The sequence below is a fragment of the Acinetobacter sp. Lyrl_1 genome (assembly GCF_051948795.1).
Classification (GTDB): Bacteria; Pseudomonadota; Gammaproteobacteria; order Pseudomonadales; family Moraxellaceae; genus Acinetobacter; species Acinetobacter towneri.
Genome location: NZ_JAYJLK010000001.1, coordinates 148,754 through 171,990, shown reverse-complemented (window position 1 = coordinate 171,990; position 23,237 = coordinate 148,754). Strand labels below are relative to the sequence as shown.

Annotated in this window: 23 protein-coding genes and 1 other RNA gene; 10 read left to right on the top strand and 14 right to left on the bottom strand. The window is 41.1% G+C overall.

Annotated elements, in window-relative coordinates:
* Positions 1–33: 33 nt before the first annotated feature.
* A complete protein-coding gene (locus VF675_RS00805; RefSeq protein WP_440204609.1) occupies positions 34–867 on the top strand; it encodes an SDR family oxidoreductase in 834 nt (277 codons plus the stop codon).
* On the opposite strand, the gene VF675_RS00800 is transcribed toward VF675_RS00805, so the two are convergent.
* Complete coding sequence (locus VF675_RS00800) at positions 862–2,199, bottom strand: sigma-54 interaction domain-containing protein (RefSeq protein WP_440204608.1); 1,338 nt, start codon at positions 2,197–2,199, stop codon at positions 862–864. The genes VF675_RS00805 and VF675_RS00800 overlap by 6 nt on opposite strands.
* A gap of 193 nt (positions 2,200–2,392) precedes the next feature.
* On the opposite strand from VF675_RS00800, the gene VF675_RS00795 reads away from it, so the two are divergent.
* The 3 genes from VF675_RS00795 (at position 2,393) to VF675_RS00785 (ending at position 4,361) form a co-directional block, all read left to right on the top strand.
* A complete protein-coding gene (locus VF675_RS00795) occupies positions 2,393–3,076 on the top strand; it encodes an MBL fold metallo-hydrolase (RefSeq protein WP_004975362.1) in 684 nt (227 codons plus the stop codon).
* 44 nt (positions 3,077–3,120) lie between these two features.
* The gene (locus VF675_RS00790; protein WP_154320426.1) at positions 3,121–3,903 is read left to right on the top strand and encodes a sulfite exporter TauE/SafE family protein; all 783 of its coding nucleotides are present in this window, start codon (positions 3,121–3,123) and stop codon (positions 3,901–3,903) included.
* Between the two features lie 140 nt (positions 3,904–4,043).
* Positions 4,044–4,361 carry a hypothetical protein gene (locus VF675_RS00785; protein ID WP_104852389.1) on the top strand — a complete coding sequence of 106 codons (318 nt, stop codon included), beginning with the start codon at positions 4,044–4,046 and terminating at the stop codon, positions 4,359–4,361.
* Positions 4,362–4,455: 94 nt separating this feature from the next.
* On the opposite strand, the gene VF675_RS00780 is transcribed toward VF675_RS00785, so the two are convergent.
* From VF675_RS00780 to ssrA, 7 genes are all read right to left on the bottom strand, one after another.
* The gene (locus VF675_RS00780; RefSeq protein ID WP_225543583.1) at positions 4,456–5,238 is read right to left on the bottom strand and encodes a hypothetical protein; all 783 of its coding nucleotides are present in this window, start codon (positions 5,236–5,238) and stop codon (positions 4,456–4,458) included.
* 3 nt (positions 5,239–5,241) lie between these two features.
* Positions 5,242–5,499, bottom strand: coding sequence for a hypothetical protein (locus VF675_RS00775; RefSeq protein WP_004975373.1), 258 nt, complete (start codon positions 5,497–5,499; stop codon positions 5,242–5,244).
* A gap of 274 nt (positions 5,500–5,773) precedes the next feature.
* Positions 5,774–6,481, bottom strand: a complete 708-nt coding sequence (locus VF675_RS00770) for an ABC transporter ATP-binding protein (protein ID WP_096902281.1) — start codon at positions 6,479–6,481, stop codon at positions 5,774–5,776.
* A gap of 1 nt (position 6,482) precedes the next feature.
* Complete coding sequence (locus VF675_RS00765) at positions 6,483–7,691, bottom strand: ABC transporter permease (protein ID WP_179994111.1); 1,209 nt, start codon at positions 7,689–7,691, stop codon at positions 6,483–6,485.
* Positions 7,688–8,839 carry an efflux RND transporter periplasmic adaptor subunit gene (locus tag VF675_RS00760; RefSeq protein ID WP_019383618.1) on the bottom strand — a complete coding sequence of 384 codons (1,152 nt, stop codon included), beginning with the start codon at positions 8,837–8,839 and terminating at the stop codon, positions 7,688–7,690. Before VF675_RS00760 ends, VF675_RS00765 begins: the two co-directional genes overlap by 4 nt.
* Positions 8,840–9,024: 185 nt before the next feature.
* Positions 9,025–9,267: a hypothetical protein gene (locus tag VF675_RS00755; RefSeq protein WP_004975383.1), complete on the bottom strand. Its 243-nt coding sequence runs from the start codon at positions 9,265–9,267 to the stop codon at positions 9,025–9,027.
* A 284-nt stretch (positions 9,268–9,551) separates the two neighbouring features.
* Positions 9,552–9,911: a transfer-messenger RNA gene (ssrA, locus tag VF675_RS00750) on the bottom strand.
* Between the two features lie 130 nt (positions 9,912–10,041).
* Between ssrA and glpK the strand changes: the two genes are divergently transcribed.
* Positions 10,042–11,526 (top strand): glycerol kinase GlpK, encoded by a 1,485-nt coding sequence (glpK, locus tag VF675_RS00745; RefSeq protein WP_179989628.1) that lies wholly within the window; start codon positions 10,042–10,044, stop codon positions 11,524–11,526.
* Between the two features lie 119 nt (positions 11,527–11,645).
* Here the strand turns inward: glpK and VF675_RS00740 are convergent, their stop codons facing one another.
* Together VF675_RS00740 and VF675_RS00735 are read right to left on the bottom strand one after the other, a co-directional pair.
* Positions 11,646–13,004 carry an NAD(P)-binding domain-containing protein gene (locus tag VF675_RS00740; RefSeq protein WP_104852384.1) on the bottom strand — a complete coding sequence of 453 codons (1,359 nt, stop codon included), beginning with the start codon at positions 13,002–13,004 and terminating at the stop codon, positions 11,646–11,648.
* Between the two features lie 664 nt (positions 13,005–13,668).
* Positions 13,669–13,875: a hypothetical protein gene (locus tag VF675_RS00735; protein WP_180168894.1), complete on the bottom strand. Its 207-nt coding sequence runs from the start codon at positions 13,873–13,875 to the stop codon at positions 13,669–13,671.
* A gap of 395 nt (positions 13,876–14,270) precedes the next feature.
* Here VF675_RS00735 and sbmA point away from each other — a divergent pair, with 395 nt between their 5' ends.
* From sbmA to VF675_RS00715, 4 genes are all read left to right on the top strand, one after another.
* Positions 14,271–15,467, top strand: coding sequence for a peptide antibiotic transporter SbmA (gene sbmA / locus VF675_RS00730; protein WP_440204607.1), 1,197 nt, complete (start codon positions 14,271–14,273; stop codon positions 15,465–15,467).
* Positions 15,468–15,720: 253 nt separating this feature from the next.
* Positions 15,721–16,686 (top strand): hypothetical protein, encoded by a 966-nt coding sequence (locus tag VF675_RS00725; protein WP_440204606.1) that lies wholly within the window; start codon positions 15,721–15,723, stop codon positions 16,684–16,686.
* Positions 16,687–16,747: 61 nt separating this feature from the next.
* Positions 16,748–17,593 (top strand): hypothetical protein, encoded by an 846-nt coding sequence (locus VF675_RS00720; protein WP_440204605.1) that lies wholly within the window; start codon positions 16,748–16,750, stop codon positions 17,591–17,593.
* Complete coding sequence (locus VF675_RS00715) at positions 17,590–17,967, top strand: hypothetical protein (RefSeq protein WP_440204604.1); 378 nt, start codon at positions 17,590–17,592, stop codon at positions 17,965–17,967. The genes VF675_RS00720 and VF675_RS00715 overlap by 4 nt, the downstream gene beginning before the upstream one ends.
* Positions 17,968–18,256: 289 nt before the next feature.
* Here VF675_RS00715 and VF675_RS00710 read toward each other — a convergent pair whose 3' ends face one another.
* From VF675_RS00710 to gatC, 4 genes are all read right to left on the bottom strand, one after another.
* Positions 18,257–18,622, bottom strand: coding sequence for a hypothetical protein (locus VF675_RS00710; RefSeq protein ID WP_154320432.1), 366 nt, complete (start codon positions 18,620–18,622; stop codon positions 18,257–18,259).
* Between the two features lie 106 nt (positions 18,623–18,728).
* Positions 18,729–20,204 (bottom strand): Asp-tRNA(Asn)/Glu-tRNA(Gln) amidotransferase subunit GatB, encoded by a 1,476-nt coding sequence (gene gatB / locus VF675_RS00705; protein ID WP_440204603.1) that lies wholly within the window; start codon positions 20,202–20,204, stop codon positions 18,729–18,731.
* Positions 20,204–21,682: an Asp-tRNA(Asn)/Glu-tRNA(Gln) amidotransferase subunit GatA gene (gatA, locus tag VF675_RS00700; protein WP_004975402.1), complete on the bottom strand. Its 1,479-nt coding sequence runs from the start codon at positions 21,680–21,682 to the stop codon at positions 20,204–20,206. The genes gatB and gatA overlap by 1 nt, the downstream gene beginning before the upstream one ends.
* Positions 21,683–21,734: 52 nt before the next feature.
* The gene (gene gatC, locus VF675_RS00695) at positions 21,735–22,049 is read right to left on the bottom strand and encodes an Asp-tRNA(Asn)/Glu-tRNA(Gln) amidotransferase subunit GatC (RefSeq protein ID WP_004975405.1); all 315 of its coding nucleotides are present in this window, start codon (positions 22,047–22,049) and stop codon (positions 21,735–21,737) included.
* Between the two features lie 137 nt (positions 22,050–22,186).
* On the opposite strand from gatC, the gene VF675_RS00690 reads away from it, so the two are divergent.
* Entirely contained in the window at positions 22,187–23,233 is a 1,047-nt protein-coding gene (locus tag VF675_RS00690) for a rod shape-determining protein (RefSeq protein WP_004975408.1), read from the top strand.
* The last annotated feature ends 4 nt before the right edge of the window (positions 23,234–23,237 follow it).

The window sequence follows — 23,237 nt, the reverse complement described above, 5'->3', positions numbered from 1 at the left end:
GTATCGAATATCTTAAAATTGAGAGTATCTTTTATGTCAAATTTAACTGCGGTGATTTTCGGGGCAACAGGCGGGATTGGTCATGCGATTGCGCATCATTTTGCTGAAAAAGGCTTAAACTTAATTTTGGTTGGGCGTAAGCAAGACACCTTGCAACAACTAGAGCAAAGTCTGGCGCAGCAGTATCCTCAGTTGCAATTACACAGTCTGTGTTGTGATTTAATTGATGCCAGCAGTCGTCATGATTTTATTCAGGCACTTGCCGCATTAAAACAGCCGATTCATTACTATATTAACAATGCAGGCATGAATGATTTTCGTCTGTTTGCGCAGCAATCACAGGATACCATTGAGCAAATGATGTTGGTCAATGTGGCTTATCCGCTGCAACTGATTCAGGATGTGATTCCATATATGTCGGACAGTCAGCCGAGTCAGATCATCAATATTGGCTCGACTTTTGGCAGCATCGGCTATCCTGGCTATGTGAGTTATTGCGCCAGTAAGTTTGCCTTGCGTGGTGCAACTGAAGCGTTGGCGCGAGAGTATTGTCAGACTGCCATTCGTTTTAGATATTTCTCCCCACGCGCGACCAATACCAGTATGAATAATCCCGATGTGATTGAAATGAATATCAAAATGGGTACAAAAGTGGATGCACCTGAATTTGTGGCACAAGAACTGTATCAATTTTTACAAACAGACTGTCAATCCTATCAGGTCGGTTATCCTGAAAAAGTCTTTGTAAAACTTAATCAGTTGATGCCTAGCCGAGTCGCAGCTGCCATTCAAAAAGATTTAGACACCATTTATGAATATGCAGATCAAAGCAAAGCGTCCTTTATTCAGCAAACTTCCGCCTCATAAATGATATTTTTTTCGATAACGCCATAAGGTGGTTCGGCTAATGCCCAAGGCTTGTGCCACCAATTCAGTTTGCCCCTGATATTTTTCCAGTAAATCCTGCAGTGTGTCTTTATCTACTTTATTGTTGGTTTTGATGGGCAGCTCAATAGGTTGTGGCGTTGGGGGATCTGTGGCGAGTTTCAAACTAGCATGCACAATTTCATCGGGTAAATCGTGTTGATCAATTTCCGTTTTACCTGCTGACATGGTCAATGCATACAGCAAGGTATTCTTTAATTCACGCACGTTGCCCGGCCAGTCGTAATTGATTAATACCTTCAGTGCTTGCTCGGTCAAATGTGGCGTGACCTGAAACTGGGCTTGTTGTTGCAAAATAAATGCTGCAATTTTAGGGATATCTTGTTTACGTTCACGTAGTGGTGGCACAAAAATTGGAATCACCCGTAAACGATAAAGTAAATCTTGGCGAAATCTGCCTAAACGCGCTTCTTCACGTAAAGCGCGATGGGTTGCGGTAATAATTCTGACATTCGATTTAATCGCTTTTTCACCGCCCAAAGGGGTGAATTCGCCCGTTTCTAATACTCGCAATAATTTGGCTTGCAGTTCCAGTGGAATTTCTGCAATTTCATCTAAAAATAAAGTACCACCTGCAGCACGTTCAAACACACCTTTATGCTCACGAATTGCCCCTGTAAATGCACCTTTCACATGCCCAAACAATTCACTTTCTAAAATATTGGCATTTAAAGCCGCGCAGTTAATCGCAATAAAGACTTGTGCATGCCGTTGGCTGCGTGCATGTACTGCTTGCGCCACCAACTCTTTACCACTACCAGATTCACCACGCACCAAAACAGGAAACTCAGTAATCGCTACCCGTTCAATAATGGAATACATATGCTGCATTTGTGGCGAATCACTATGGAAAAACTCCGCCAAACTATTTTGTGCTTGGGCAGATGGGGTGAGTGTTTGTGATGACACTGTTGCAACGCTAGGCTGCAGAAAGAATAAACATCCTGTGAAATCGGCTGTATGGACACGAATATTTAAGCTGTGGTAGTGCCATGCCTTAGCACTATTCGGGAGTTGCAGCAGACCTGTCTGTGGTTGTGATGCTGATTGTGATTGTAGTTTTAATTTCAATAATTGATTTTTTAATGTTTTACCCGTAGCTGCAGAAACAGAAGCATCTTGTGCATATTCATAAATCCATGTTTGAGCAATGTCGTCATAAACATAGAGCAAACTGTCTGGACAAAGTTGTTGTAAATGAAACAAAAAGCTTTCAAGACTGGCTTGTTGTTCAAAGTCATGTATCGCATTCATGATGTTTCATCTTTTGTTTCATTATTGATTCAATTGAAACATAAAATGCAACAGATGTGAAACATGGAAGATGACCTAAATTAAATAATATTTCTTAATATATTGTATTTTATTAATATATTTAAAAGAGATTAAGTTGGCATTATATTTGCAAAATTAAGAATAACAAAATATAAAACTTGGTGTATATCTCATGATCTTTCATCAATTTTTTGAAGCTGACAGCTCGACCTATACTTACTTATTGGCATCTGAACAAACCCGTGAAGCGGTGCTGATTGACCCTGTAATTTCAGAGGTTGAGCAATATGCTGCTTTTCTAGAACAGCATGATTTGCAATTGGTGTATAGCTTAGATACGCACGTACACGCTGACCATATTACTGCTGCCAACGAACTCAGAACACGTTTTGGTTGTAAAACTGTATTACATCGTAATTCAGGTGTGGTGTGTGGCGATATTTTCATTACCGATGGCAGCGCCATTCGTGTGGGTGAATTATTGATTGAAGCACGTTATACCCCGGGTCATACCAACGCCTGTACCAGCTATGTGGTCAATGGCATGGTATTCACTGGCGATGCGTTGTTAATTGATGGTTGTGGTCGTACTGACTTTCAGGAAGGCAACCCAGCGACTTTATATGACAGCATTCATCTACAAATTTTTAGCTTGCCTGATGACACTTTGGTGTATCCAGGGCATGACTATAAAGGGCGTTTATCTTCTACCGTTGGGCAGGAAAAACGCAATAACTCGCGTTTAGGACAAGGACGTACCAAAGCGGAATTTATTACCCTCATGCAGAATTTAAACCTGCCTTATCCAAAACATATTGATGTGGCTTTGCCTGCCAACAAAGTTTGTGGCAAGTGATGTTTGCACAGCACAACATAGTGATGGAATAGGGGGAAATACGCATGTGGATGTTAATCCTAGAAGGCTTGGCGATTGGTACTTTGCTGGGTTTAACTGGGGCAGGGGGCGGTATTCTTGCCGTTCCTGCACTTATGGCAAGTCAGGGCTGGACTGTGGCGCAGGCTGCACCTGTCGGTTTATTGGCAGTCACTTTGGCGGCTTTGGTTGGCACAGTTGAAGGCTTGTTCAAACGTATTGTGCGTTATCGTGCTGCATTGTGGATTGCCTTAATCAGTATTCCATCTGCACGTTATGGGGTGCATTTGGCAGGTATTGTCCCGCCCATTTGGTTAACACTGGCGTTCAGTCTGGTCATGTTTATTGTGGCGTATCGTATTTTCTTTAATAAAGTCAACGACCAAATTAATCCACCGTGTAAGGTAAACCAAAACACAGGACGCTTAATTTGGAATGTTAAAACGGCGTCTTTGCTTGGTGGTGTTGGTGTAATTGCAGGCTTGCTGACGGGTTTGTTGGGTGTGGGCGGTGGTTTTATTATTGTGCCGTTATTGCGTAAATTTACCGATTTGGATATGCGCAGTATCGTCGCAACCTCTTTGATGATTATTTTCCTGATTGGTGGCGTGAGTATTTCAGCACACGTTTTAGATGGCTTTCAGTACCCAATGGCAGTCACCATCACCTTTGTTCTGGCGTGTATTGTCGGGATGTTACTTGGACGTACTTTGGTACATCGCATGAATAGCAATACTGTACAAAAGGTATTTGCTACAACAGTCATTGGTGTTGCGTTCTACCTCATTTATACAGCGATTATGGCTTAAGTCTAATATTTGGATACTATGTTTTTACTTTGAACTGCAGTATTGTGAATAGGTAACGTATTGTTAAGTGTAAGAAAAAGCACTAGACCTAGACCAAATTAAAGATTAGTTTAGCTGTATAAGATGACAAGGAGCCAAGAATGAAAAAACATTTATTTTGTGTGGGTGTCGAGTTCCGTAAAGCATCCGATGAAACAGGCTCTTATGCGTATTTGACCGCATATTTAGGCGCAGATGACTTACATGAAGCGATTGATCGCGTTCAGAAACAACTGGAGCAAGAAGGCAATAAAGTATTATTTGTGCGTGGTTGCTGGGTTGTCGATGCCGATTGTGATGATGGTTTCTGCCCAACCGAAGAAAGTAATGCTGCCTCTAAAGCAGACCTGCTGTTCAGTGATGAAATCTATTATGGCAAATTGCAGCAATGGTCAATCAACAATGGCTATGAATACTGAGTAAAATGTTGGCTGAGTAAGATGCCGATGGGTTCAGTTTACTGACCTGTGAATATTTAAAAAACCGCGTTTGAATGATTCAAGCGCGGTTTTTTTATTCTTCATCAACCAAATGAACAAGTACATATTTTTCAAACCAGATCGGAAACTCTCCTTTAAAATCTGGATTAATGATCAATGTATCTCCGTTAGTCACTTCACAGATATAAGAAGCCATATTCTTGGTCGCATTACTTGAGTTATCAAATAAATACGCTCGGTCAGATACTTCAATCGCATCAATCAACATGTGCATAGTGCGGAAATAGCGTTCACGGATTTTAATTTCTTCGACTGGATGACCACCATTTTTCACACGTTGTTTAACTCGGTCCACATTAATATCAGGGTCCTCAGTCGTCACAAAGTATAAATAGGTACGATAGCCTTGCGTTTTAGCATCTCGCAAAAACTCGATTTTACTCTCATGAGACATTACGGTTTCAAATGTAAATCCAACCTTAAGCGTAAGTAACTCTTTACGGATGACATCAAGAATTCGGGCTGCGAGGTAGGAATCAATCGTGTTCCCGCTTAAGTCGATTAAGCTTCCATCAATCACAGGATCTACTGAGAGGAGAGGACTTTTGCTTAGAGTACCATCTGCATTTTTTAGTGGTCGACTTGCTTGAGTAAGATAATCAACCAATATGTTTGCATTAATGCGTATATCAAATTGACTTAGATCAAGAATGGGTGTGGCTTTAAGATCGCGCTCAAGGTTGTCAGCATTCAAAAACAATTTAGATAAACGGCTATCTAAACCATTAATCATCGTACTTTTGCCCGATCCATTTGGACCCGCAAACATTCTGATTCGAGGTGTTTTTGGCAACATAAATTATTCTGCAGTAGCCTCTATGTTACGTTTTCTAATTTTAAAGGTTCTGCGACCATTAAACTGGCGGGCTAGATCAGGGTTCCGACCAGATAACTGTTTGATTAAAACTGGTTTGCCATTCGGGGTTTTGCTGACTAAGGCATCATTTTCCACATAAAGTACTCGATCACTGTGAGCTACTGCAATGAAGCGTTCACGCAAAACGTCAGCTGCAGCTGTAGCGATTTCACTTTCATTGGTTCGGTTTCTAGTTGACATATCTAAAACCTCTAGGTGATTAAGTTTCATGGTTAGCGCGTCAATTCTTGGATTAAGAATAAATTGCTCTATTTAATCAATATATGCGTATTTTGATTAAATTCCAAGAACAGTATGAAGCTAGTAAGTATTATATTTTTGCATTTCTGATGCTATCAGAATACCACATCAACCGTTTTTTAGCATTGTGTCGCATGTAACTTGAAATGCAGATATTTTATTGCTTTTGATATTGAGCTAAAACATCAGTTTCCAGCGCTGAAAACTTTAGAGCCTACTTAAAAGGACGTCCTTCGCCTTGTTCTTCATAAGTCACACCATCTCGAATGTGGTACAAGCGTTTAAAGGTAGGGATGATTTTATCGTCATGTGTGACTACAATAATTGCAGTTTGAAATTTTTCTGCCATTTCGTGTAATAAGCGAATCACGGTCATCGCGCGTACACTATCCAATGGTGCAGTGGGTTCATCGGCTAAAATCACAGGCGGTTGATTAATCAAACCACGTGCAATGGCGACACGCTGTTGTTCACCACCAGACAATTGCCCAGGCATGGCATGTACCCGATGCTGCACATCGAGCGCCGTTAAAATTTCCAATGCGCGGGCGCGGGCAATGTCATTGGCTACGCCTGCTAACATCGGCAGCAGCGCTACATTATCCAAAACATTTAAAAAAGGAATTAAGTACGGGGTTTGGAACATAAAACCAATTTTATCGCGGCGTAAGGCACTTAAGTCTTTGACTAACCAACGTTGATCAAAAATCACCTCATCGCCCAAAGTCATGCGTCCTTCGGTAGGATCAATCACGGCACCTAAACATTTGAGCAAGGTGCTTTTACCCGAACCTGAGGGGCCAATCAGCCCAACCACTTCACCGGGTGCAACCTGCATTTTGACATCTTTTAAGGCATAAAAGGCATTGTCACCTTGTCCAAAACGCTTTTTTAAACCTTCAATTAAAATGCCGTGTGTCATGCTATCCCCCAATTGCTTCGGCAGGGTCAATGCGCAGTGCCATCCGAATTGCAACCAAACTGGCTAACATGCAAATCAGCATCACCGCAATAAATCCAAAAATAGAATCTTGCGGAACCAATAAGACATATTTCGGGAAATATGGTGCGGCAAAGGTTGAACTGATTTTACCAACAGCAAACCCAATTAATCCAAGCGCGAGTGCTTGTTGCAAGATCATCCAAGCGATTGTGCGATTGCGTGTGCCAATTAATTTTAAGACCGCAATTTCACGAATTTTGTCCATAGTCAGGGTATAAATAATAAATGCCACAATCGCGGCGCTGACCAAGGCCAAAATCACCAAAAACATGGCAATTTGTTTGGCGGATGTGGCAATCATTTTGCTGATTAAAATGTGTTCCATCTGCGGGCGGGTATAGACTGTTAGTTGTTGCCAACGCTGAATATGTGCTGCTGTTTCTTCAGCTGAAGCACCTGCATTTAAACGGACTAAAATAGCATTCACATAACGGTTGCTGCTTTGTGCATTGAGTACGCTTTCAAGCAAGTCAGGATAAGCAGGGCGATTATAAATCGGGTTTTCTGCAGTTCGTCTACGGTCTTGTAAAATGGCAGCATTGTCCTTTTGGAATTGCGCTTGTTGTGCATCTTTCAGCGGAATAAAAATCATCGGATCACCACCCGAAGACACCATACGTCGGGTTAAACCCACCACGGTAAAGGTGTTACGACGGATTTTAATACGATCACCCAACTTTAATCCCGTACTAATGTCGGCTACAGCTTCATAGTGTCCACGAGTCAATTGACGTCCTGCCAACAAGTGTGGTGGCCAACCCAAGTTATTCCACGCATGTTCACCTGTTTGAATCCCGACCACCATCGAGCGAATATCTTTGTCTTGATGATGCACTTGCATGGTCAAATAAGTAATATTTGAAGCATGCGCCACCCCAGGCATATTCATCACACTACGATATAAATCATCACGTACACTTGAAGGTTCTGCATAAGGACCAAGCGTATCTTGCTGTACAACCCATAGGTCAGCACCACTGTTATTCAGCAGGGCTTTGGCATCATCTACCATGCCGCGATACACACCAGCCATAATTAAGGTCACACCAATCAGCAAGCCGAGTCCAAAGCCAGTAAATACAAATTTACCCCATGAATGGAAAATATCACGACCTGCTAGACTAATCATTTAGCTGCTCCTGCAAGTTGCTTCACAACCCGTAAACGGTTTTTGGCATGCAGTGGTTTTTCGCTATACAGTACCACTTGATCATTTTCAGATAAGCCTGCGAGCACTTGCACATCGCCCGCTAAATTTGAACGTCCCAATTGAACTTCAACAAATTGTGGTTTTTCTGCTGCAACTTTCCACACCCCCACTTGGTTATCGATACGGTGAACTGCCGCATTGGGAATGGTTAAACTGCGTGCCAATGGTGCGAGGCTGATGGTGACTTCTGCTAACTCACCCAAAGGCGGAAGAGGCGTTGGTGGTTGATTAAAAACCACCTTGGCTAAAATTTCTTCGGTAATGGCATCGGCACGGGGTTCTACCCATAACACATGACCTGCCAAAGCATTATTTTGCCGTGAACGTAAATGAATTTGAGCAGGTAAACCTGCAGCTAAACCAATCGCACTGGATTGATCGAAACGGGCATTCATCCAAATGGAGTTAGGATCGACAATTTCTAGTACTGTTTGACCTGCCACGACTGTTGAACCCGGTTCTGCATAACGTGCAGTGACGACACCTGCGGCTGTGGCCACTAAATTTAAATTATCGCGCTGTGCTTGTAAGGTGTTTAAGTCTGCGCGTGCTTTATTGAGTTCTTGTTGCATCGCGCTGAGTGCCGCCGTTGCCAAATCGAGCTCTTGTTGTTTAATGGCTAAAGATTCTTGGCTGGTGGCATTGATTTTGGCCAGTTGTTGATAACGCTTGACTTGTTGCTGCGCAAAATTTTGACGGATTTGAGTGTCTTGTTGCTGAGCGGTAATTTTTTGGATTATCGCACGTTGAGCCAATAAACGATCTTCCAAATCGACAGGATCCATTTCGCCTAACAGTTGTCCTGCTTGTACGTTATCGCCAATATCTACTTTTAAGTTTTTTAAGCGACCTGCTGCAGTTGGGCCAATTTTATAGTTATAACGCGCTTCAACGGTAGCTATGCCAAACAGGCTAGGTTGAATGGATTGATATTTGGCTTGCGTGAGGGTGACGTTGACAGGGGCAAATGGGCCTGTGCGTAAGACTACGTAAATTAACAATAAAACCAAAGCTACAATGACCACAATCACGGAAATCGTTCGCTTGCCTAAGGGAAATACCTGCATGTGTACTCCGCATAATTTTTTATCAATTAAGGAGAATATAATCTATTTTGTTATTGTGCGGGAGAGTTATTCGGTTTGGGGGATGAAAGCGAAAAATGTTTGGAGATGAATAAACCGTCCAATAAAAAGGCTTAAATCCTAAAAGTGGATTTGAACCTGTATTGTGCAAAAGTGAGCAATCCTGATCATTTTTCGTGAAGTTTTACCTCAATTTGATAGTCGTCTTGGGTCACTTTAATTTTATGGTCTTTATATTTACGTTTGCTTGGCGAGAGTGCAGAGCTAGTCACTGCCTTATGGAAATCACTATCTGACATGAAAAAATAATAAGCCTTATAGCCCAATAATATTTTCTCAATTTTATTGCCTTTAGTCTGAGCATCACTGATCAATGAATTTAGATACTTTAAGCTGATGTTTGCTGACATTCCTGAACCTTAAAATATAAAGTTGAAATTTCTAAGAATTTATAAGCAACAAACATTACAAATTTATGACAAGGGTTGTTTGAGAGATGTACTTCGCTTCAGGTCATTATAGATCTAAAAGTTGTGGGTCAAATTGACGCAATTTTGACCCAATTTATTCAAATTTGGGTCAATTTGTTCTGGATAGCATTGGACGCAAAACCCATAGAAAAAGCCTTAAACACTGATGTTTAAGGCTTTTTTAGTCATATTTAGTTATGTAACTTCATATGAATTTAAGAATTTGGTGGAGGTGGCGGGAGTTGAACCCGCGTCCGCCAACACTACACTCGAGAATACTACATGCTTAGATATCGTCTATTGTTTTAACACTCTAAGACCCGACGAACAGGGTTTAAAGTGCGATCCTCTAAGTTTGGTATAAAGTCCCGAGGCTCAACTCTATACGGACTTGTGTGCGTGCGCTTCAGTCGGGTTCACTGACCACAAGTATTCAGTGAAGCGGACAAGCGGCCCTTAGGCAGCTAGAGCGTAAGATTCGTCGTTTGCGACTATTTTAATGCAAATTTGATTTACGAGAGAAAATGCGCTCTCGGCATGCATCTATGAGCTTCATCATCAGCGTCGAAGCCAATAACACCCCCATATCACAGCGCAATCATAGCATAGCTGGCAAAAATTACGATGTATTTTCTGCACAATTACACATTTCGATGCGCTTAGTTACATAATTGCGCTAATATTTTATTTTTCAAGTCAAACACAATAAAAAATATGAGTTATTTACTAGCACTCGATCAAGGCACAACCTCTAGTCGCGCTATCATCTTCAATGAACACGGACAAGTTCAGGCAACGGCACAACGAGAAACCCATATTCAGACCCCACATTCAGGTTGGGTGGAGCAAGATGCTCAAGAAATCTGGTCAAATCAAATTGCTGTGGTGCAACAGGCTCTGGCGACTGCAGGTATTTTGGCTAAAGACATTCGCGCAATTGGTGTGACCAATCAACGTGAAACCACAGTGGTGTGGGATAAATGCACAGGCAAACCATTAGCGCCTGCAATAATTTGGCAAGATCGTCGTGCGGCTGATTGGTGTCATCACTTGATTCAAAATAATCAGATGCAATTGATTCAGGAAAAAACAGGTCTGCGTATAGATCCGTATTTTAGTGCAGGCAAACTGGTGTGGCTGCTTGAGCATGTCGATGGATTAAAAGCATTGGCACAGCAGGGGCATGTGGCTTTTGGCACCATCGACAGTTGGTTAATCTGGAATTTGACCCAAGGCGCAGAGCATGTCATTGAAGCGAGTAATGCTTCAAGAACGATGTTGATGAATTTACATCACCAAACTTGGGATGAAGAATTGCTGGAATTATTTCAAATTCCCGCATCAGTTTTACCTAAAATTATTGCATCCGACAGCTATATTGCAGATACCGCAACGGGTTTATTGGGGGCGAATATCCCAATTACAGGTATTTTAGGCGATCAGCAGGCGGCGTTGTTTGGGCAATCGTGCTTTGAAGTTGGTACAGCAAAAAATACCTACGGCACAGGCTGTTTTATGTTGTTTAATACAGGCAATCAGGTGCAATTTAGCCAAAATAAGTTACTCACTACTTTGGCGTGGCAATGTCAAAATCAAACCCATTTTGCCCTTGAAGGCAGTGTTTTTATGGCAGGTGCTGTAGTGCAATGGCTGCGCGATGGTTTGGGTATTATCCAAAAAAGCAGCGATGTGGAACAACTTGCCAATAGTGTAACTTCTAGCGATGGTGTAGTGCTAGTTCCTGCATTTACAGGGCTTGGTGCGCCACATTGGGACAGTGAAGCGCGAGCGCTTTTATGTGGAATGTCACGTGGCACCAACAAGGCACATATTGCCCGTGCTGCCTTGGAATCCATTGCATTTCAGGTGTCGGATGTACTCACTGCGATGCAATCCGATTTAGATCATCCACTGAAAGAGCTTCGAGTCGATGGTGGTGCTAGTCAAAATGATATGTTGATGCAATTCCAAGCCGATATTTTAAATGTGCCTGTGTTACGTCCTAAAATGTTGGAATCAACCGCTTGGGGAGCAGCAGCTATGGCAGGTTTAAAGGCGGGTGTATTTTCTGACTTATCTGAAATTTCAGCATCTTGGCAGTTAGATCGGGTATTTGAACCCCAAATGAATGAAGCAGAGCGTGCAGAACATTTAGCGCGTTGGCAACAAGCCTTAAAACGTGCTAAGTCAGACTTATAATCAGCGCTATTTCTAAAATAACGCTAAGTTGAAATAAATCTTTAAACCACAAGCCTCATCAGCAAAACTTTTGAGGCTTGTAGCTGTTTTTTCGTTACTTTGATCTTTTAGATTACGCCTTACATTGCCTCACGTTGAGCTTCATCTTCTAGATAACTTTCCAAAGAATCATCTAGTGCATAAAGCCATGGTGTGTGATGCGGTTTAGCCATTTTTCCTGTCATCACTGAGCGATAAACTTTATCTCTAAAGCCCATAATATTTTCTTTTTTATGCTTTTTCCATTGCATGAAAATATCGTGTACTGCATCAATATTGAAAGATGGATAGTCGGTCTGCGCAATCAGGCGTTTGATGTAATCCCCTTGAAAACGTGCAGATTGTTCATCGCTCATTAAGCGTTGTTCTTTTTCATGCAAGGTTTGGGTATGGCTTTGCATTTCGTCTATGCTTGGCAACGCAATTTTGCCCAAAATCACATCACGGACAAACCATGCCTGCGCATCGAACATATTGAAGGTGTACCATTGATCTTGCATGCCTAAATAGAACAAACGAGGATTCTTTTCCCAAACCACACCTTGATATAAACCTAGTGGATAAAGGCAGTTATGCGTTCTGAGGCGCAAGCCATCTTCAATAAACGGGAAGTGGTGTAAATAGCCCGTACATAAAATAATGGCATCAATTTTGGCCGATGTTCCATCACCAAAATAAGCAGTATTTTCATCTACACGCAGTAATTGTGGTTTTTCAGACCAGTTTTTGGGCCACTTAAAGCCCATGGCTTTACTGCGATAGCAACTGTAAATTTGTTTGGCGCCGTATTTATAACATTGCGAACCAATGTCTTCGGCAGAGTAGCTGCTGCCCACCAACAGCACTGATTTACCTTTAAATTCCAGTGCATCACGGAAATCATGCGCGTGTAAAATACGACCATGGAATTGATCAAAGCCTTCATAAACAGGGACACGCGGGGTAGAAAAGTGCCCAGAGGCCACCACAACATAATCAAACTGTTCTGAATAATGACGTTGCTGTGCGTAATCTTCGACATCAACCGTAAATTTTTGCGTCGCATCATCATAATGAATATGCTGAACGGCGGTATTAAAGCGGACTAAGTCTTTCACCTGTGCTTTTTCTGCACGACCTTGAATATAATCCCACAACACTGCGCGTGGCGGATAAGACGCGATTGGTTTTTTGAAGTGTTCATCAAAAGTATAATCGGCAAATTCTAGCGCTTCTTTAGGGCCATTTGACCATAAATAACGGTACATACTGCCGTGGACAGGTTCGCCATGTTCATCTATACCTGTGCGCCAAGTATAGTTCCAGAGTCCACCCCAATCATTTTGTTTTTCGAAACATACAATTTCAGGAACTTGTAGACCTTTGGCCTTTGCTGACTGAAACGCTCTTAATTGGGCCATGCCGCTTGGGCCAGCGCCAATAATTGCAATTCGATCCATTGCTATCTCCATTAGTTTTTGAGTTCTTAATTACTTCTCCAATTTTGAGTGACACAATTCAGGATTTTAAATATCCGCATTATAAAAATAAGCAAATACAATCCTAAATTTAGAGATCAAGTAGATCTTGTCAAAATAGGATGTGAATTAAAAAAATAGAAAAAATAAAACACACTAAAGACAGTAAAAATTGCTTAAGCAACTCATCTTTATAAAAAAATGTGTTTTACAAGAAGCATGATCTTATCATAATTTTTGATTAATTTTGGTTTTGCTTAGTTGTAAAAGTGAATTTAAAGTCATTGCTGTTGTTGTTTTGGTTTGATCAATTGGTATATTTTATTGATTTTTATAGAGAAAATAAGATGAAAATTTAAAGCTAATTTTTATCTCATTTTGCCCAATATAAAGGTGATTTTGATGAGATTGTTGCAAAATCTACAATGATATACAGAGGATTGAAAACTGAATCTTAGGCAACATTTTCAGAGAGCCATACCCGAAGTGGACTTCTGAAAAATTAAAAGGATGCTGTGATTGATAGGTGTAATGAAAGTTTAGTTTTTATAAGCCATGAAAGCAGTAGCGTATTTATCAAGCTTTATCTAATGATTGAATGTGCTTTGCGTACATTCAATCATTAAAGTTTGTGGCGACTCAGTAATTAAAGTTTACGCCACACCTTATTTTCATCTTCTAAAGAGACAGTAAAGTTAAATTCGTTGTCTACGGTAACCAAGTAGGAGTTAGGATTAACCAATAAAACTTTTAAAATTGTACCTTGCTCGAATTCAATTGGTGCGCAGTTTTCTTTACGTAGAACAATAGGTTCAAGTAGCTCAATAGCAATGTTTTCTGTTGGAGATTCCATACCGCACCCTAAATGAGTTATTTTTAATCAACTGTATTATATAGTAAATTGATGAATAATCTACACAAAATCGTAAATTTGTGTCGGGTTTAAATATTTTGTACTTGAATTGTTGGTCAAAAAATCGCAATAAATTTGCCCAATACTTCATAATTTGACATTTTAAAAATATAAGAAATTGAAATTTGATGTAATTTCTTAGATGAATGGCAAATGAACAGCGCAGTAAAATATAGCCGATTGATGAAATTTACAGTTTTCAGTATAAAAATAAAATTATTGCTGAAAAAACAGCGTATAAAGTATAAAAGTTAAAGTATCCATTCACGCTTTTTTAAGTGGTGAAGGCACTGGGTTTTACATTCCAAATTAAAAAATAAAGGCATTTTGTCTGCATGTTTAAGTCATTTTTTCCAAATCCAAAATGGTTTTTTATTTCACTGTTGCTCTGGTTTAGCATCAACCTCGCCTTATGGTATTCGGGCGGTAGTGCATGGGGAAGTTGGATCGGCTTTCCTGAAGGATATGCAGAGGCCGAATTACCCATCGGTGTTAGCCGTTTTTGGTCACCTGCTTTTTTATGGTTTTATCTGTGGTTTTTTGTGGCAACGACGCTGTTTGCTATTTTCTGGAAAATTAAAGCAAATCATCCATGGCAGCGCTGGTCTGTATGGGGTTCAGCCTTTATTTTGTTCAATATTTGGTTTGGCGTTCAAGTCAATGTGGTGGTGAATGCTTGGTACAACCCATTCTATGATCTGATTCAAAAAATGCTGAGCAGTGGCGGGGGCGATGTCAATGAACTCTATGCAGGTGTTTTGACCTTTTTGTATGTGGCGATGGTGGCTGTGACCTTAATGGTCTTTAATCTATTTTTTGTCAGTCACTATGTATTCCGTTGGCGTACAGCCATGAATAATTTTTACACGGCACACTGGGAAAAATTACGTCATATTGAAGGGGCATCACAACGTATTCAAGAAGACACCATGCGTTTTGCTAGAACCATGGAAACTTTAGGAGTCAATCTGGTAGAAGCCTTTATGACTTTATTGGCCTTTTTACCTGTTTTATTCAGCTTGTCTGTGCATGTCAAAGCATTGCCTATAGTGGGGGAAATTCCTTATGCGCTGGTTTGGGCTGCAGTGGGGTGGGCGGTATTTGGTACATTGGTGTTAATTGTGGTGGGTGCGAAGTTACCAGGTCTGGAATTTAATAACCAGAAAGTTGAGGCGGCTTATCGTAAAGAATTGGTTTATGGTGAAGATCATGCCGAACGTGCTGACCCACTCAGTTTAAAAGAATTGTTTAGCAAAGTACGTTTTAACTATTTCCGTTTATATTTCCACTATGCCTATTTTAACATGGTACGCATTTGGTACATGCAATTGGACAATATTTACGGTTTATTTGTGTTATTCCCAAGTATTGCCGCAGGTGCAATTACTTTAGGTTTGATGATGCAAATTTCCAACGTATTTGGCAAAGTACGTGAATCATTTCAGTATCTGATTGCATCTTGGCCAACAATTATTGAGCTTTTATCTATCTATAAGCGTTTAAAGGCTTTTGAGTCGACCTTAGATCAATAATGATGTAGCTCTAGACATGTTCAGATAAGCCGCAGAAATGCTGCGAACTTATCTGAACAAATGTATAAAAATAATACAGGTGTTGCTGCACAAAATTATAAAAAATTGTGATGGACTATATTTTTTGCTCAAAATATTCAACTTGGCTCAATTTAATTCAAGATTAATCGACCATAAAAACAATGTGTTGGATTTGTTATTTTCAGCCAATTCATATATTTTCATTCATATAAAAACAATTGAGAATTGAGACGTGACCTGCAAAAAAATACTTTTGATGGGTGGGATTGGCAGCCTCTTATTTGGTTGCACAACAGTTGATCAATTTAGCCCAAATTCGGTTAAGCATTTTGCATCTCCCCAAGAACTGATTGTTCAGAAAAATTTAAATCAGCCCAGTGGTGCTGCCAAAGAATATGTCTACTATTGGGGACCACAGCGCAAAGATCAGCCTGCTGAATCTATGATTCCACGTAAATATATGGGCAGCTATTGTCAGTCACAAAATGGACGCTTAACGCTGGCCTATAAAAGCTCAATGAGTTTAGTCAAAAATGCGTGGTCTAAAAAATTACTCAATACTTATCGAGATGTAAAACAGGGGATTGGGGCATACCGCTGTGTAGGTAATCAGGGCGAAAGTTGGATTGTATCTATTGAACCTGTGGCAGAGCGCCAGTTGGAACAGCGTGGTGAAGCGCGAGTAGTGAGTTTGGTCACTAAAATAATGTCTGAAGATGAAGCACGACGTTTTTACCGCGCGGTTTCTACACCTGCAAAGGCTGCACCTAAAGCAGCTCAAAGTAATCCAAAAACAACAAATGCAACCAAAGTTGCTGAAATGAAAGAAAAACCTGAAGAGAAAAAAGAGCCTGTAGTTGCGCCAGTAAAAACAGCTCCACCACGCGTGGTTGAGACACCACAACAGCAACAGACACGTTTATATGTGGCGGCACGTCGTGATTTAAACAGTGGGCGTAATCAAATTAATGCCTGTAATAATGCGCAACGTGCTTATAACTATGGCAAGTTACAGGGCGCAGAGGGTACGCGTATTTATACAGAATCTGGCATGTTGGTGGCACGTTGTTTAACCAGTGTGTCGAGTTATCGCAGTCGTTTTCCAAACGCAGAAGTGCAAGCCAAGCGCATTTTGCAGAATTTAGCCAAAAATTATAATCATGCAGGCGCAAAAAATATGTTAAATCAAATGAAATAACCAACTCCTAGCTTTATAAGCTGGGTTTTCAAATGAATTGAGTCATTTAAAAGAAAGCAAAATGAAAAAAGAAAACACAGATCAGCGTGTAGATACGGGGACTTATTTTTCACGCATGCTGTTGAATGAGATGGTCGATGAAATTACGGTGGATTTAAGCGCGACACCGTATTTTTTTAATGAACGGGGCAAGCCACATTTCACCGCACTGAATAAAAGAATTCAGAGAACTTTGCTTAAGAGAGAAGCTGTGACAGCAGCTGATTTAAGTTGTTTAGCACCCATTCGGGTTCGAGCAAAAAATCAGAAAAAAACCAAATGGGGGGTGATCACAGAACTTGATTTTCCTGAGGTTACACAATCAATTGTTTATCAACCTTTCAAAATCACACCAGAATTGGCAGCAGCTTTTGGTATGCATTTGATTGGACAAGGCAAAAGTATCAAGATTGAAAATCAGTACGACATCGTCAGTTATTGTGAATACAAATACGGAAAATTTGCAGCCTATGCCAATCCATATTTAGACACAGCACCTTCAGGGCAAGATCGGACTTTATTTCCTACAATTTGCACAGATTTAGAAGGGCATAATTTTCCGCATTTGTTTGTCTCTTGCGACCCTTATTTGGACTTGGTGATTTCTGTTGGGATATATGACAGCAAACAACAAACTTTAGTTGTGGCAGATTTATGGATTCCAGCAGGCTATGCGGTCTATATTCCGCCACAAAAAATTGATGATACGACTGAAAAAATATATCTGCATAACAACCGAAATAGTGCAAATGCCTGTTGGGGCAGCAATGTCATGCATGAGCAGATTAAGACACATACTTTGCTTGATACACAAGGCCGTATTCATTGGTTTTGGAATCGACTATCGACGGAGCATCCACAGTTATGAAGTTAAAACATTTGCTGCATAGCACAATTAAAATTTCAGGATTCAGCGCATTGGCTTTATTTAGTTTTAATGTTTCTGCCAAAAGCCAGAAACAAGCCACTGCGCATGATTATGTGACAGAGCGTTATTATTTGGGGCTAGATTCTAATCGTGCTATAGAGGAAAAGATGACTCGAGCCAGACTCAGGGGCGATGAGCGCGAACAAATCCGTATTTTGTGTGTAGATGTTCGTAAGTACTATCAAGATGTTATTGCTTTAAACCAAGCCAATCGACATTTTAATCCAAAGAAAATTGATGCTGAAACCAAAGAATATCGTGTACTACTCAAGGGTTTAGATAAGGAAAATGTTTGTAAAGACCTCGGTTTTTAATAGAAGGTTTGTTGGTAATTTTAATATTCGATTGAGGGTGTGATATTTCCTCTCGCTGTGGGAATGGGAGATAAAATTAAATAAGATTTGGATATAACTTCTCAAATTCTTTATTCACTGCTTCGCCACGTAATAAATAGCCTTTAGGTTGGATATAGCTATAAATTTCCCGAGTAGGTTGTTCATGCCAACCAATATTGAAAGCACATAGTTTTGGGAAAAATTGCAGATGGTTATAGTTATAATTGATAGAAGCTTATTAATGTAAATAAGCTTCTATTAAATAGAGTTACTTCGATGCTGGAGATGTTAAACAATTCTTCTGTACAGCCATCTTTTGCACAGCTTCGTATTCTCCTTTCAATCTTGAGAACTCTGCTTCCTGAGCTTTATTTCCTCCAATAAAGAAGAGTGCTGGCCAAAAAAGTACTAATCCTGCACCTGTTACCCATTTGTCACGTGTTGCACGAGAATCTACTGAACCGCCAATTTCAGCTACTCTGTTTTGAATGTTGCTAGCCTCTTGTCCTAGCTGATCACAGCTATATTGCTGATACTGTAATGGTGATACGTATGATGCTGTAAGGTTCTTGGATGAAGTAGCACATCCTGTGAATACAACGCAACTCAATATCAGGCTTATTGCTCTTTTCATTTTGTTATCCCCCTCATTTTATCTGTGATAGCACAAGATTTAAATATAAAAAACCCCGCATTAAGCGAGGTTTTTATAACATAAAATCAATTAATTATCGAATAAATTATCCAATCAATTTCTTCATTAATTCATTCACTTGAGCAGGGTTGGCTTTACCCTTAGATGCTTTCATCACTTGACCGACTAAACCGTTGAAGGCTTTGTCTTTACCAGACTTATATTCTTCAACCATTTTTTCGTTGGCAGCAAGCACTTCCTTAATAATTGCTTCAATCGCACCTGTATCAGTTTCCTGTTTCAAGCCTTTTTCCGCAATAATTTCGTCTGCAGTTTTGCCTTCATCCCACATAAAGCCGAACACTTGTTTTGCAATCTTACCGCTAATGGTGTTGTCTACAATACGTGCGATCATACCGCCAAGTTTTTCCGCAGATACAGGTGAGTCTGCCAAATCTAAACCTGCTTTATTGAGTGCACCTGAGAATTCACCCATCACCCAGTTTGCTGCAATTTTACCGTGTGCCGCACCACCTGCTGCAGCAACCACAGCTTCGTAAAATTCAGACATTTCACGAGTAAGCGTTAAAACGTGAGCATCGTATTCAGTCACAGCAAAGTCTGCTACAAAACGTGCACGACGTGCCGCAGGCAATTCAGGCATAGTGGCTTTAATTGCTTCAATTTGCGCATCTGGAATAACCACAGGCAACAAATCTGGATCAGGGAAGTAGCGGTAATCGTTCGCTTCTTCCTTCGAACGCATTGAACGCGTTTCCATCTTCACAGGGTCAAACAAACGTGTTTCCTGATCAATGGTGCCATCCCATTCCAAGATTTCCATTTGACGTTCAATTTCAACATTGATTGCCTGTTCAATGAAACGGAATGAGTTCAGGTTTTTCAATTCACAACGTGTACCGAAAGGTTGTCCCGGACGGCGTAATGACACGTTACAGTCGGCACGGAATGAACCTTCAGCCATGTTACCGTCAGAAATACCTAACCAACGTACCAGTGTATGAATCGCTTTAATATAAGCTACGGCTTCTTCAACCGAACGCATATCTGGTTCAGATACGATTTCCAATAAAGGTGTGCCTGCACGGTTTAAGTCAATACCTGACATGCCTTCAAATTGGTCGTGAATCGATTTACCTGCATCTTCCTCAAGGTGTGCACGGGTTACGCCAATGCGTTTGGTTGTGCCATCTTCAAGTTGGATGTCGATATGACCCAAGCCTACAATCGGGTTATCCATCTGGCTGATCTGGTAGCCTTTTGGAGAATCCGGGTAGAAGTAGTTTTTACGTGCAAATACAGAGGCTTGGTCGATGTAGGCATCAATACCCAAGCCAAAACGGATTGCCAAATCCACCACTTCTTTATTCAACACAGGCAAGACGCCCGGCATAGCTAAATCAACAAGGCTGGCTTGCGTATTTGGGTCTTGACCAAATTCGGTTGATGAGCCCGAGAAAATTTTAGAATTGGTTGCAAGCTGAGTGTGAATCTCAATACCAATTACGACTTCCCAGCCATCAATCAGGTTTGATTTGGGTTTAGCAGTATTCTTCGCCATTATGCGTTCTCCTCAGCAATTGCAGCGCGTTGAGTATGCCAATCGGTCGCTTGTTGATACTGATGTACCACAGATAACAGTTGTGATTCAGACCAGTAATTGCCAATCAATTGTAAACCTACAGGCAAGTGATCTTGGTCAAAACCAACAGGCGCACTAATTGCAGGTAAGCCCGCTAAGTTCACCGCGATGGTGTAAATATCACCCAAATACATTTCAACAGGGTCTAAAGACGCGCCAATTTTGTAGGCAGTTGTTGGTGCAGTTGGTGCTGCAATCACATCGACCTGTTCAAAGGCTTTTAAGAAGTCTTGCTGAATTAAACGACGGACTTTTTGTGCTTTCACGTAGTAAGCATCGTAATAACCCGCAGAAAGAGCATACGTACCAATCAAGATACGACGTTGCACTTCTGCACCAAAACCTTCAGAACGCGAGCGTTTGTAGAGGTCTAAAATATCTTGAGGATTTTCTGCACGGTAGCCATAACGCACACCATCGTAACGAGAAAGGTTAGATGATGCTTCTGCAGGGGCAATCAGATAGTAAGTTGGCACGTAGCTTTCAGTCATGTTGAGATCAATCTCAACCAATACTGCGCCCAATTCTTCTAATTTTTTTAGTGATTCTTCAACACGTGCTTTCACCGCAGCATCTAAACCAGCCACATTGAAGTATTGTTTCGGAATACCAATGCGTAAGCCTTTGAGCGTTGTTGCATTCAGGTTCGCCACATAATCTTCAACCGCTTTATCCATAGAGGTTGAGTCTTTGGCGTCATGACCTGCCATTACATTCATTAAATATGCGCAGTCTTCTGCAGAGCGTGCCATTGGGCCTGCCTGATCTAAAGATGATGCATAAGCGATGATGCCGTAACGTGAAACACGTCCGTAAGTTGGTTTGAGACCAGTCAAACCACAGAAAGACGCAGGCTGACGGATTGAACCACCTGTATCTGTACCTGTAGCAAATGGTGCAAGGTCAGCCGCCACGACAGCAGCAGAACCACCTGACGAACCACCCGGTACATGGTCAAGTGCCCATGGGTTTTTGGTCGCGCCATAGAACGAACTTTCAGAGGTTGAACCCATTGCGAATTCGTCCATGTTCACTTTACCCAAAGTGACCAAACCTGCATTTTTACCTTGTGCCACCACAGTTGCGTCATAAGGCGAGATAAAATTGTCCAGCATTTTTGAACCCGCAGAGGTTTTAATGCCTTGGGTACAAAAAATATCTTTATGTGCAACAGGAATACCTGTCAGTGCTGTCGCTTGACCCGCCTGACGTAATGCATCGGCTGCATCCGCCTGTGCCAGTGCTACTTCATTGGTCACGGTGACATAAGAGCGCACTTGCGGATCAATTTTGGCAATACGTTTTAAATAATGTTCTGTTAGTTCGCGAGAGGAGAATTTGGCTGCCGCTAAACCCTCAGAGATTTCACGAATCGATAAGCGATGTAAATCTGTCATGAGAAAAATTCTTTTACCTTTTTATGAAGTCAAAATGTAACAGCCGAATAAATTATTCAATCACACGTGGAACAAGGTACAAGCCATCCTGAACTGCAGGGGCAACAGCTTGATATTGCTCACGATGATTCTGTTCGGTTACGACGTCTTCACGTAATGGTTGAGGGTGGTCAAATGGGCTTTTTAAAGGCTCAACGTCATCGGTATTTATGCCTTTTAAGCTTTCCATCATGCCTAAAATTTTATTTAGACTTTGAGCATACTCAGCAGATTGCGTATCATTGAGTTTAAGACGAGCAAGATGGGCAATTGCTGAAACTGTTTGTGCATTTAAATCTGCAGAATGCTGAGCATCCGAGGTAGACATAACATCACCTAAAATCAGTATTAATAAAAAATTTCAAAATATCGTGCGTTATAATAAGCGATTGACTTGTTCAACGCACCACATTTAGTTAAAGTTGCCAACTTGCGTCCACATAAAGTTTAATCGAGAACGACTCCGTGATTCTAAAACGACTAATTGGCTTGTTTTCGCCAGACCTAGCCATTGATTTAGGTACAGCAAATACACTTATTTATGCGCCAGGACGAGGCATTATATTAAATGAACCGACAGTTGTGGCAATTCGTCACAGCGGTTCACAGAAAATTGTTGCCGCAGTCGGTCTTGATGCCAAACAAATGTTGGGTCGTACCCCTGCAAACATTTCTGCAATTCGCCCAATGAAAGATGGTGTCATCGCTGATTTTGAAGTGACTGAAACCATGCTGAACCAATTTATTGGCAAAGTGCATGAAAAACGTTTATTCCCACCTGCACCGCGTGTAGTGGTGTGTGTACCATGCAAATCTACTTTGGTAGAGCGCCGTGCGATTCGTGAAGCCGTGTTTAACGCAGGCGCACGTGATGTACGTTTAATTGAAGAGCCAATGGCAGCAGCAATTGGCGCAGGTATGCCAGTCGAGCAAGCCTGTGGTTCAATGGTGGTAGATGTTGGCGGTGGCACGACAGAAATCGCGATTATTTCATTACAAGGTTGTGTTTATTCAGATTCATTGCGTATTGGTGGTGATGTATTTGATGAGCAAATCATTAACTACGTGCGTAAGGCACATGGTTGTGTGATTGGTGAAACCACAGCAGAAACTATTAAGAAAGAAGTTGGCATGGCATTGCCAGATGAAGGTGCTAAACCACTGGAAATTGAAGTACGTGGTCGTAACTTGGCAGAAGGTGTGCCACGTGCCATTACTGTAACTTCTGATGAAATTACCCAAGCTATTTCTGATCCGTTACAAAGCATTGTATCGGCAGTAAAATCTGCACTGGAACAAACTCCACCAGAACTTTCTTCCGATATTGCAGAGCGTGGAATTGTGCTCACCGGTGGAGGTGCGTTATTGCGTAACCTAGACAAGCTTTTGGCACAAGAAACAGGCTTGCCTGTGGTAGTTGCAGAAGAACCATTAACTTGCGTTACCCGCGGTGGCGGCAAGGTCTTGGAATTCTTTGATAATCCAAACCACGATATGTTATTTGTTGGCTAATACA